The organism is Oerskovia sp. NPDC060287 (genome assembly GCF_042726775.1).
GTDB classification, from domain to species: Bacteria; Actinomycetota; Actinomycetes; order Actinomycetales; family Cellulomonadaceae; genus Oerskovia; species Oerskovia merdavium.
The window spans coordinates 19,993-32,527 of sequence record NZ_JBHXBO010000020.1 but is presented as its reverse complement, the minus strand read 5'-3'; the positions used below and the strand labels follow the sequence as shown (position 1 = coordinate 32,527).

Annotated in this window: 4 protein-coding genes and 1 pseudogene; 1 reads left to right on the top strand and 4 read right to left on the bottom strand. The window is 69.2% G+C overall.

Annotated elements, in window-relative coordinates; translation table 11 throughout:
• The 4 genes from ACFWFR_RS03445 to ACFWFR_RS03430 all read right to left on the bottom strand — a co-directional run.
• The coding region (locus ACFWFR_RS03445) for a Swt1 family HEPN domain-containing protein (RefSeq protein ID WP_377621200.1) at positions 1 to 868 on the bottom strand (868 nt) is incomplete at its 3' end.
• Between the two features lie 106 nt (positions 869 to 974).
• Complete coding sequence (locus tag ACFWFR_RS03440) at positions 975 to 1,883, bottom strand: hypothetical protein (protein ID WP_377621198.1); 909 nt, start codon at positions 1,881 to 1,883, stop codon at positions 975 to 977.
• Between the two features lie 554 nt (positions 1,884 to 2,437).
• The gene (locus ACFWFR_RS03435) at positions 2,438 to 4,744 is read right to left on the bottom strand and encodes a UvrD-helicase domain-containing protein (RefSeq protein WP_377621196.1); all 2,307 of its coding nucleotides are present in this window, start codon (positions 4,742 to 4,744) and stop codon (positions 2,438 to 2,440) included.
• On the bottom strand, positions 4,744 to 11,211 hold the full coding sequence (locus ACFWFR_RS03430) for a DEAD/DEAH box helicase (RefSeq protein ID WP_377621194.1): 6,468 nt from the start codon (positions 11,209 to 11,211) through the stop codon (positions 4,744 to 4,746). The genes ACFWFR_RS03435 and ACFWFR_RS03430 overlap by 1 nt, the downstream gene beginning before the upstream one ends.
• 167 nt (positions 11,212 to 11,378) lie before the next feature.
• Here ACFWFR_RS03430 and ACFWFR_RS03425 point away from each other — a divergent pair.
• Positions 11,379 to 12,090 (top strand): annotated as a pseudogene (locus ACFWFR_RS03425) (integrase core domain-containing protein); the annotation flags it as partial.
• Positions 12,091 to 12,535 lie beyond the last annotated feature (445 nt).

Below are 12,535 nucleotides of genomic sequence, written 5' to 3'. Positions count from 1 at the left end.
CCTCGCTGCCCTGGGCGAGGGGCTCGATGGACACCTCGATCGACTCGATCTCGATCGGGACGTCGCCCGTGTTCCGGAGGCGTGCGGTGACGAGCGGAGAGACGCCGTTGTGGATCAATGCGTAGTTGATCGCCTCGTGGTACGCCACGACCACGTCGAGCGAACCGATGCTGACGGAGAGTCCACGAACACCAGGGCTGACCGTGTGCCGTTCTCCCTGCGCCGAGTCGGGCACGATCGGCTCCGGCTGGAGGACCGAGTCCTCGAGCGGTTCGACGACATCGTGAGGCGCCGGTGCATCCAGGTCCATCGTCGTGAGGTCCGCACCAACGAGCGGCGGAGCGGACGACGAATCGGATGCTCGTTCGTCGGTCACGGTCGCCAGGGGCCCCGTGGCCAGTGCACCAGCCCGCAGCGTGACCAACCGTTCGATCGTCAGCTCAAGGTCGAGCGACTCTGCGAGCAGGATCATCGTGTCAAGGGCACGGTCCGTCTGCTGCCGGGTGATTGCCGCTGCATGCGCCCACCGGTTCGACGTCTGGATCAGTTCTTCCGCCCACGCGCGCTGCGAAGCGTCGACGTCCGTGAAGACTGCTCGCTCGTGCCGCACGATCCGGAGAAGCAGGCGGGGGTCGGAGGCCTCAGCCTTGAAGGGACGCCCCAGGCGAGCCGATTCCTTGGCTTCGTAGAGCGGTACCCAGACCTTGCCGTGAACGGCAGCCGTCATCCGCTCGTCAATGATCGGGCGAAGGCCCTCGCCCAGTGCGTCGAGTCCACGCCCGAGGCGTTCCTTGTCGGTGAGGTCCATGCGGGTACCCGATTTCTTGCGTCCGTCGAGATGCGCGGCGTCGCGCTGATCGCGCGACATGAGCGACCAGGAGAATCCTGGCAGAGGGACAAGACAGCGGGTGAATTTACGGCGGGTGAAGTGACGGGCTAGGCCACACAAGGAGCACGAAGATCAGCGCCCATCCTCAACCTCGGATCTCGTGAGCTACCTGGTTCGCTGCTAGCCACTCACCTACTTCTCCGACGACAAAGAGGGCCACGCCCACCTGGTCGCCACATCGAAGGGCATCGGTCGTGAATCCTGCCACCGAGAACCAGAATGCATCGGCTCCACGAACGTTGGCGCCACGCAATGCGAGAATCTCGGAGCGCCCGGTACGTCGAGCTCGTGCCGAAACACCTGCCACGACCCGGTGGCCCTGGAGGTCGAAGTCAGGGTCCTCGCTCGTGCGGGCATCGTGATAGCCGAGTGCCCTCAAGAAATCAGAGGCGGCCTCGTCAGCCCCTCGCCAGTCACTACCGATCCGAGGAGAGAACGCTCGACCGCGCGCCTTGAGTGCACTCCGCGAGTTGAGTGCAGCCACCCTGGCGACAAGTTCTTGCTCAAAACCCTCCAGCAACGAGCTGAGCTGTGCGATGTCGGCTCGAGCACGAGCGAGCCTGCGCCCCGACAGCTGGGTGTTCTGGTAGCGCACCATCCGTTGTCTGACAGCACCGAGGAAGTGCTCAGTCATGGCATCGAACTCGTCCTGTGTCGCCACTCCGTAGCCGATCCAGGCCGAGTTGAGCTCCCGACGAAGCACACCGCACCAAGCATCCGGTCGCCGCCCCTCCTGGACGAGAGTCAGAAGATACGTACGCAGGTTGGAGGCCGCGTGGACACAGACGTGGTGTGCCTCGCGCAACGCCAGCTTGGTCGGGACGTCGGACGGCATGACGACCCCCGCACGCGCCGCCGAGGCCAGGGGAGAAAGGATGAGCGGCGAACAGTACGCCAACGTCACCGAGAGCGACTCCAGCCAGTCAAGGTCTCGCAGTATCCCCTCGGGGGTGCTCGCCATCACCCGACTGCGCCGGTCGATGTCGAACGCCACGGCGCGCAATCTCTCTTCGACGATCGACGCGTCGGGCTGCCAGAACAGCCAGCCTGCCGGTGCCCGCCCCCAAGCGCGGGGCGCCTTCCACCCCGTGGGCGGAGCCCATCCCCGCTCCGGGGCGGGCCACCCCGGTGGAGCCGTCCACACCAGCGGAATCGTCACGTAGTCGATCGCGCCCCAGGCAAGTGGTGACGACTCCTTCTCGACGATCTCGACAACAGTCCGCAATCGTTCGACCGCGGCTGTGTCGTCCGGAGACGGTTCGACCAAGGACCACCAGTGCCAGTCCGAACCTGGTCTCTCCCACCCCGGGTTGGGTTCCCAGAGCGGCGGGGGATGCCAGCCCGCACGCGGCACAGGCCATCCAGGGGCCGGCCTCCAGACGAGAGGAGCACCGGACAGCTTCAGCCGACCATCAAGAAGGTGAAGGTCCTGATCGAGATGGACCGCCCAGACGAATCCGTCCCACCACCGGAGCCTTCCTGTCCCGCCGGGGTCCGGATGCCACCCAGGAGAGGTCGACGCGCCCCCGGCGGCATCGACCTCCTCGCTCACGCCACCTCCGGCAGAAGCTCGCTCCGCTCGCCCTTCCACATCACGACGAGCTCGTCGCGCGCACGCGTCGCGGCCACGTAGAGCAGGGAGCGCTCCCGGAGCGTCGCGTCGTCGCGGTCGGCCTCGGGCAGGTGGGACAACCGCTGCAGCCCCGGCACGGTGTCGAGCCCGAACAGCAGGACGCGCTTGAACTCCATGCCCTTGGAACGGTGCATCGTCATGATGACGGGCCTGCCCTTGTCGACCGACGCATCGCTGGACACGAAGCGCGCCTCGACACCGTGGTCGGCCAGGCCGCTCTGGAGCTTGCCCGCGACCGCCTGGGTGTACACCAGCAGTCCGATCGTCTCGGGTGCGTCACCGGCTGCGATCCACGCGCGGACGATGCGCGCCGCCTCGCGGTACTCCTCGGCGAGCGAGGTGCAGGCGACGAGCTCTGGGGTCGGGCCGGTCCGGGCGGAGCGGTACCCGTCCGACGACGCGGCCTCGCCGTCCAGGTCGACGATCCTCTGCTCGTCGAGGATCCCGGTCGCGTAGTGCAGGTTCTGCGCCGTGGTCCGGTAGTTCAGGGTCAGCCGTCGCGAGCGACCACGGATGTTGATGCCGTACTTCGAGAGGACGATCTTCTGACCGTAGATGCGCTGCTGGGAGTCCTCCGCGAGGAAGAGGTCGTCCTTTCCTGCCTCGACGAGCGAGCGCAGGAACAGCAGCCGGCTGGGAGAGAGGTCCTGTCCTTCGTCGACGAGCACGTGGTCGGCGGGGCGCGCCCCTCCGGCGTCCACGGCTGCGTCGAGGTACGTCGCGGCGACGAGGGCCTTCTCGTCCCAGTCGGTCGAACCGGCGGCGGCTGCCGCAGCACGGTATGCCTCGACGACGTCCCAGATCGCGTTGCGCCGTGCCCGGTCGAGCGCGACCCCTCGCCCGGGGCGCCGGACCTTGAGGTAGGACTCTCGGGTCAGGACGCGGTTGGGCAGGACGACGGTCGTGTACTCGGCCTCCAGGAAGGCCTCGCTGCGCAGCTCGGTCGGGAGCTTCGTCCCCCCGCTGTCGATCGCGGCGCCCCATGATGCGTGCGCCGTGAGGTCGAGGACGTGGTGCGGGCGGGGGCCGAGCACGTCGGCGACGGGCCCAGGAGCTCCGGAGGCGTTGCCTCCCAGCTTTCTGTCGGCGTCTCTCAGGATGCGGTAGGCGATTGCGTCGACGCTCGCGATGTAGATCCCCGGGCTGCCGAGCCTGTCGACGATCGGCAGCCGCGGGTCGAGCAGGCGGAGATTCTCGGCGAGAGACGCGGCCAACGTCTTGTTGTAGGTGGTGAGGACGATCCGCGCCGTGGGGTCGGTCCGCGCGAGGTGCTTGGCCCGGTGGAGCAGGACGACCGTCTTGCCGGTACCGGCGCCTCCGGAGAGGCGGAAGGACCCGTTTCTCGGGCGGACGGCGTAGTCGCGCTGCTCGGGGTGCAGGAAGACGCGCCACTTGCCGAAGTCGTCGTCCTCGATGGCCTGGCGCAGCTCCTCGTCGTCCTCGATGAACGCGAACTGGAGGCCTGCGGCCGGGTGCTGGAGCGCGACGAGCAGGTCGTCGTCGGTCTCCTCGCCGACCTGTGCCGTGGGCGGGACGACGACCGTCCCGTCCGGGCGTGCGACGCCGATCCCGTAGCTGGCCTTGACGGCGTCCAGCTTCTTGCCGGTCGCGAGGTCGAGGACTGCTTCGCCCTGCCAGGCGACGTTCGTCGTCCCGGCGACGTTGAGCAGCGCCCCTTCGTCGGTGATCGTCAGGGCACGCTCGGCGAACGCCCTCTCGATCCCGAGGTCGAGCAGCTGGTCGAGCGTGACGCCCTGCGTCTCGAGCAGGGGGTAGACCGTCATGTCGACGTCCTCAGGGAGCGGCTTGGGCTTCTCGGTCGCCCCGACCGGTACCGTGCCCTCGCCCCCGAGCGCTCCTGCGATCGCAGCCTCGACCGCGGACGCCGCGTCGGCCGCGACCAGCTCCGCGATCCCGTTGCGCGGGTTGATGACCAGCTGGACCGTCTTGGCGAAGGTGATGGCGTCGTCGTGCGGGTAGGCGCCCAGGTAGACGTAGTGCGCGTCGGAGGCCTGGCCCTGGATCTTGACGAGCACTGCGCGCCAGAAGTCGTTGATGCGGCCCGTACGGACCCGGGGGTCGATGGTCCCCTCGATGGGCTCGATGTGCAGGCCGGGGGTCGCGTCGCTCTCGCCGAGCTTCTCGAGGAAGGCGAACGCGGCCTTCTTGACGCTCCCGTCGAGCTTTCCGGTCTGCTGGGGGCCGAAGATGATCTGGGGCATCAGGCGCGCCTCTCTGCGGTGAGTGCTGCACGGAGCACGTCGATGTCGGGTTCCACGAGCTGCCAGCCGTGGGCGAGCAGGTCGTCGCGGTCTTCCTCGGTGAGCTCCTCGTGGAGGATCGTGACGCGGCGATCCTCCCACGCGAGCGACAGCGTGATGCCGTCGCCCAGCTCGGTACCGAGAGTCGGGGCGGAAAGACCGTCGTCGGCCAGGTCGGCGAGCGCCGCCACGAGGAGTTTCTCGACGCCCAAGGCCTCCTCGTAGACGTGCTGCCAGTCGCCGTCGGGCAAGGCGTTCTCGCTGCCCTCGACGAGCACGTCGGGGCCCGACGGCGGAGCGACCACGGGCACGGGGGCGTCGCCCACGAGGAGCGAGCGCGTGGTGACGACGGTGGGCGAGACGCGGAGGTTCAGCAGGTTGGAGAGCCGGAGCCACTCACGCCAGGCGTCTCGGTGCTGCTCACCCAGGGAGCCGTCGGCGTCGTCGAGCACGAGGGCGACCTCGGTCGTGAGGCTCTTCTCGTCGAGGAGGCGGATGCCGAGGACGAGCGTGCCGTAGTGCCAGAACCAGGTCCTGGTGTCACCGGCAGGTGGAGCCTCGCCGTCGAGCACCGCGAGGGCGAGACCGGCGAGCGGGACCCCGGAAGGCGCCAGGTAGCCCTTGGACTTCCCCAGTGCGAGCAGCGGGAGCCATCGGGCCAGCGCTTCTCTGGCCTCGGGGAGCGGGGACTGGACCCAGCCGAGCAGGAGCTCGAGAGGGTTGCGCTGGACGAGGTCGAGCGTGGACGGCGTGATGGTGCCGCCAGAGCTCTCGAGCACCACGGCCTGGCTGCCGGGCACGAGCCACGGCACGGCGACGGGCAGGTCGCTGGGCTTCTCGGCACCGTCCAGGTCGGCCCAGGTCAGCGCGACGACCATGTACCCGCCGTCGCGCAGGTCGCGCCGCTTGGCGGCGTCGTCGGCGACGCGGTCGTGGGTGGGGGACGCGTGGTAGCGCCAGCCGTCGGTGAAGATCGCCACGGGTGGCACGTTCCGCTGCCCCGCGGTGAGGACGAAGTCCGGCTTGGCGCCGAGGACGAACTGCTGCGGGTCCAGTCGCCACTGCGCACCGCCACCGAGCGTGATGCGCCACGAGCTGCCGACGCTCGTGGGCACCTCCTTGACCGTCGCGCCCATCCCTTCGAGACGGGTGCGCAGCACCTGGCGGAACTTCTGCTCGAGCTGGGACTCGGGGTCGGGGGACGGAGGCTCGTCGGCCGTGACCGTCCAGGCCATCTCCTCGGGGACCGTCGGCTCGTCCTCGCCGGGCTCGGTCCTCGCGCCGGACCGCAGGATCTCGCCGAGGTACCGCTGACCTGTGGCGCGCGAGGTCTGGCTCACGAGGTGGGCGGGCGCGAACGGCAGCAGGCAGCGGTCGCACGCGAGCTTTCCCTCGACCTGGCAGGGGCAGTCGCGCAAGACCTCCCATGCCCGCCGGAGCATGGCCCAGACGGCCTTCTCGTCGGCGAGCTCCGCGAGGTAGCCGGTCCCACCAGGAACCTTGTCGTGCAGGAGCAGCGCGCTGGGGTTCTGGCCGTCCTCGTGGCGCGTGGGGTCGACGATCGAAGTGATCTCGATGTGGTCGGGCGACCCGCCGAGCCGCTCGCGGAGGGCGAGCAGGACCGCGGCGGACAACGAAGGCAGGGAGAAGCCGTCGCCGACGGTCACGGCCGTCGGCAGGCGCATGACGAGACCTTCGGTGCGCAGGCTGCGGGCGAGCGCGATGCTTGCCGTCTTCTCTGTCGTCGCCTTGCGCTGCGGGCACCAGGGCCGGTGCTCGGCCGAGCTGTTTGCTCCGGTCGAGGTGTCGAGCTTGCCGCAGCTCGTGCACACCCTGAACAGCGGGGCGTCGATGATGCTGCCCGCGATCTCGTGCGTGGTCCCCCGTCCGGCGCTCCTGCCGAGGTTGAGCCAGCGGATCGACAGGTCGCGCAGGTGCTTGGCGCCGAACCCGTAGCCGTCGACGTACCACTGGCGCGTGATGTGGGAGGGATCGACGTCCGCGAGGGTGAGGACGGTGAACCCCTCGCGCACACGCTCGTCGCGACGGTCGTCGATCGCCGCCTCCTCACGTCGGACGGCGGCGGAGACGGACCGCAGCTCGACGACCTGGAGCCTCTGGTCGACGTCGGCGATCGCCTGGTCGTCGCACCGTGGGCAGGCGGGCACCGAGGTGGTCGTCCCGGTCTCCCCCACGTCCAGGACATATCCGCACGCAGGGCAGCACGCCCAGGTGCGCACGGCGGCGTTGTCCCGGCCGAGCTCGATCGCGTCGATCTCGATCGCGTAGCCGCTCGCGTAGAACGTCGCTCCCGGAGCGAAGTCCTTCAGGGCCTGCGCGGAGCCTCGTTCGAGGACGAGGGGCTCGTACTGGTACGTCTGGGTGTCGGGATCCATCCAGCTGACGGCGACCTCGAGGGACACCGAGTCGTCGAGCAGCGTGTAGTTGGGGAAGAGCCCGAACTCTTCGAGCACGCTCACCCAGTACTCACTGCGCAGGCTCGCGAGCTGGTCGCGCGTGAGTCGCAGCGCGGCGTGAGCGGTGCGTCGGTCGACCTTGTCGCTGTCCGTGGCCGCGGGCGACTCCGCACGCTGGTCGAGCTCGACGAGGCTCTTCTGGATCTCCTGCTCGCGGAACTGCAGTGCTTCGACGCGCGTGGTCCAGGCGTGGGACGCGGCGTGGCAGCGCACTCCCAGGCCGCTCGTCCCCGGGACCTCTCCGTCCTGCATGGCCCACGCCCGCAGGCGTGCCACGACGTCGGGGTTCAGGTTGTCGAAGCCGGCGAGGAAGCGGTCGAGGTAGGCGGTCGCGTGCACCTCTGCCTCGTCGACCAGGGTCCCGAGGTAGGTCCCCTCCCCGGTCGAGCCGAGCGCGTCCTTCGCGGTCTTGGGATGCGGGGAGTCCTTGCGGCGGGCGAGCGCGTCGGCCACCGAGGCCAGGTACTGGCGTTGCAGGATCTCCTCGGCGTCGAGGTAGGTCGCCGGCGGGCGCACCTCGCCGTTGATGACCGTGAGCGGCTCGGCGAACCGCGGGAGCTGGTCGCCGCGGCCCGTGACGAACGCGAGCGCGAGCGCGTTCCCGGTCAGTCGGCCCGCACGGCCGATGCGCTGGAGGTACGAGGCGACGCTCCGCGGGAGCGAGGCGAGCATCACGGTCGACAGGTCGCCGATGTCGATGCCCATCTCGAGGGTCGGCGTGGCGACCAGGACGTTGGGGGCGTTGGGCGCCGGGGTGGTCGACTTGAACTGGTTCTCGTACTCGAGGCGCACCTTGTCGTCGAGGAGGCTGGTGTGCTCCCGGGCGACCACGCGACGCACGTCGTGGGACGCGTACATGTCGCGGTAGAAGTTGTCGCGGACCTGGTAGCGGCGCTGCTTGCCGGAGCACCGGGCGACGAGGCACCCGGCGTCGTCGAGCTGGTCGACGACGCGCTCGGTGCCGTGCGTGACCGTCCGGCACACGGTGCACTCGAGCGCGAGACGCCCGGCTTCGAGGTCGTCGAGCCGGGCGGCCTGCACGACGACGTCGCGCGGCTGGAGGTGGAAGGTCTGGGCTCCTGAGGTCGAGGTCTGGGCGCCGACCACACCTCGGCGTTCGAGGTGCTGGAAGAGGAGCCGGGCGAGCACAGCGCCGTCCGTCTTGGGCACGCCCAGGCACTTCGCGGTCCATCCGGCGTACCAGCCCTGGGCAGCCCCGACGGGCTCGAGGTCCGAGTCCTTGACGGCCCCCGACCCACCGACGCGGGGGAACGCGGGGGCACTGTTGCCGCGCCCGAATCCGGGCATGCCCTCGTGGCGCGGGCGTCCGCCCGTGATCCACCAGCGGTTGCCGTCCTCCCGGCGGAAGCGCTCGAACCACTCGTGCTGGATGGCGCCTCGCGTGCGCAGGCGTTCGACGACGCCTCGCACCCAGGCGACGAGGTCGCGGTGATCGGGGGCGAAGGTGTCGAGCGATCCCTGGACGGTGGCGTCGGCCAGGGCGCCTTGCGCGCTGGCCGCCATGACGGCCTCGTCGACCTGGACCTCGGCGACGACGCTGCCCGTGGCTTCGAGCGTGCGCCCGACGGCGGAACGCAGCCCGAGCTCGAGCAGCACGTCGAGCAGGAGTCGCGTCGTGACGCGCTTGCGCGCCTTGTCCGACGGCGAGGGCATGGTCTCTGCCTGCCAGAACGGCGCGAACTTGTCGCGTTCGGCGTAGGCGGGGGGCAGGAGGCGGTAGCGCGCGTTCTTGTCGTCACCTGCGAGGTCGATGACGGCACGGGTCAGAGCTTCGAGGTCGGTCGGTTCGTCACCGATGGCCTGACGCAGGACTGCGCGCAGGGTGAGGCTGTGCGACCGCGCCTGGACGAACCCGGCGCGGTGCGCAGCGTCCTGGACGCTGTCGGTGAAGACGAGGGCCTTCTTCTCGGCGGTGTCGAGCCCCGAGGTCCCGAACAGTCCGGACAGCGTCACGGACAGGAGCGTCGCGATCGCGGACCCGAGGAAGCGGATGCCGTCCTTCTGGGCGCACGACGGGCACGTGTCGTCGACCGATGCCTCGCCTGCGCCCTCGCCGTGGTGGGTCAGGACGGGCAGCACGGTGTCGTCACCGAGGTCGGCGTCCTCGGGCCGGGTCGCGACGAGGCGACGCTCGGGGACGACGAACCACCACAGGCCGTCGACCTTCTCGCCAGCCCGGGCCTTCTCGTCTTCCGCGGTGGCGTGCACGAGCGGGCGGAAGCGGTCGTCGCGACGCGCGTGGCGCTGGCGGATCGTGACGTCCGTCGGGTCGAGGTCCGTCCCGGTCGGAGCCAGCACGACGCCCCACCCGGAGCGGCCGCAGTGCCGGCAGTAGATCGCGGGAAACACCTGGCCCGCTGTGCTGGTGGCCCCCGGTTCGCCGGCGTCGACGAGCATCCCGTCGTCGCTCCACGAGAGTCGTGCGGTGTCGGTCGCGGCCCGGTCGACGCGTGTGAGCTCGCGGACCCACAGGTGCACGTCGACCGAGAGCCCGCGGCGGTCGATGCTCTGGACCGCACGGAGGTGGCTGAGGGCGCCCAGGACGGCGGTCAGCACGAGGACAGGGTCGCCTGTCGTGTGCCAGGGGTCGCGGACCTCGGGCAGGACCGCAGGGACCAGGTCGGTCAGATCGATGGCGTCGCCGGTCTCCCGGACGAGGCGCTGGACGAGCGGGTGCGCCTTGGCGAGGGCCAGGAGCAGCTCGTCGTCGGCGTCGTCGAGGGCGGGACGCGCCCACCCGTGCCCGACGGCGAGCCCCCCGTCCCCGACGCCCTCCGGCACGACCCGGTACAGGTGGGAGAAGACCCCGCGGGTCGCTGCGTCCGGCGGTCGTTCGCCGCCGTCCTCCAGCGCTATGGTGAGGTCGGCGAGGGCCTGGGCGTCGAGGTCGAGCGGCGCCCAGCCGCGACGACTGACGACGTCCGCGGCATCACCGACCCACTCCTCGAGGCTCAGGCGCGACTCGGTGACGACCGCCTCGTCGGGGAAGTTCTCGCCGAAGACCGTGCGGGCGAAGGTCAGCATCGCGCTGGCGTCGCCCTTGTCGCCGAGGGTCGCCGAGGTTGCGACGGGGGTGATGCGTCCCAGCGGCCGCAGCCAGTCCTCAGGGGTGAGGCGGGCATCGTCCTCGGACCAGTGGCTCTTGAGCGTCAACCCGAGGCGGCGCAGGAGCATCGAGACGTCGGTGCCCTGCGCGCCGTCGTAGGTGTGGAACTCGTCGAGCACGAGGTACTGGAGGCTGTGCGCGCTCTGCGCCCAGATGTTCGCGTCGGGTTCGCGGAGCAGCATCTGGTCGAGCATCTTGTAGTTGGTGAGCAGGATGTCGGGCGCGGTGTCCCGGATGACGTCGCGGCTCGTGATCAGGCTGTCGGGCATGACCTTGGAACGCTGCGGCCCGTCCTGGCCCGTGAACAGGGCGGCGGTGATCCCACCGAGGTCCGGGTTGCCCGTGATCATCCTGGCGAGACGCTGGGCCTGGTCGTTCGCGAGGGCGTTCATCGGGTAGAGGACGATCGCCTTGGTCCCTGTCACCCCGGCGCGCTGCGCTCGCAGGACGTGGTCGAGGATCGGGTAGAGGAAGGCCTCGGTCTTTCCCGAACCCGTCCCGGTCGTCACGAGCGTCGGCAGCGGCCGAGAACGCTGCGCGTCCAGCCCCGCGCTGCTCAGCCGGGCGAAGGCCGCCGCCTGGTGACCGTAGGGCGTGAACCCGCCGTCCCAGTCGAGCGTGTCCCGCCACCCGTCCCGGGCGGGGCGGAACGGCAGGCGCAGGCGCACGTACGGGCCACGGAACAAGCCGTGCTCAGGGGACTGGAGGAACTCCTCGAGCGCCGCCTGCATGTCGTTGTCAGCCAGCGCGAACGTCGTCTTGAGGTATTCGAGCAGGCTCGCGCGCAGGGACTCGGCCTGGGAAACGGGGAGGAGCTCGCTCACGCCTGCAACCTACCGGGGATCTGTGACATCTGTCCCGGATGCTCGCGGGACTGTTGGACCCGTTGTCTTGGTGATCTACCGGACCGGGTGAACTTTGGACGCGGCTGCGAGCAGGGCGTCAGCGCATCACTAAGTTGCCCTCATGACGAAGCCCTCCGCATGTCTCTCTCACCGCGATCGGGCGCTGGTTCGTGCGGTTGGGCATCAACCGTCGCCGCGACCTGGATCCCGACGGATCCTCCAACAGGGTCGTCGGCAAGATCACCGCGCGGTTCCCCGGCCACATGATCCACCTCGACCTGAAGAAGGTCGGACGCATCCCCGACGGCGGCGGATGGCGCGCTCACGGACGCGGATCACCAGGCGCGAAGGCCGCAGCCCGCACCAATACCCGTGGCACACGAACCGGCTACGTCTACCTGCACTGCGCGATCGACGGGTACTCCCGCCTGGCCTACACCGAGCACCTGGCCGATGAGAAGGCCACCACGACGATCGGATTCTGGGCCCGCACCCGGGCCTTCTTCGCCGCACACGCCATCACCAGGGTTGTGCGCGTGATCACCGACAACAGCGCCAACTACAAGGCCGCCGCGTTCCACCGGACCATCACCGCGACCGCATCACGCCACCAACGCATCCGCCCCTACACGCCCCGCCACGCCCCGCCACAACGGCAAGATCGAACGCTACAACCGGATCCTGGCCAAAGAGTTCCTCTACTCACGCCTCTGGACCTCCGAAGCACAACGCGCCGAAGCCCTCAAGACCTGGAACATCCACTACAACTACCATCGCCACCACACCGCCATCGGGAACCAACCCCCAGCCTCACGACTCCCAGCCAGCGTCACCAACCTCATGATCCAGAACAGCTAGTCAGTCGCGACCTCAATTGCCCTTTTATCCTCCCATTTCGCGAGCCTCCGCTCCCATTGCTCTGCTTCGCGCGAGAACAACGAAACTCGTTTGTCAATCTTTCGTTGCGACATAAAGAACGATGGCTCCAGTTTCCGGAAGCCGTCCGCTTGCGATGTGCACTTCGTGATCATTTCGCGGCAATCGGCAATGTTCTTGTCTATCGCCCTCAATCTCGGATTCAAATTCACTCCTTCGGGCATCGCCCAATCTGAGAGGTGTTCTCACTAGGCGCGGTGATCTGATCGACGCCCCCGGGCGCTGACCTGCAGGTTCGTCCAATCTCGGGTTTGGCAGACATCCTACCAGCAGCGCCCCCCGGCAACCGATGAAAGCCCGGGTGAGAACACCTCTGAGATCGCTACTGCCGGGCCGCCAGGGTTCGTCATATGCTCCCTGTGTCGGA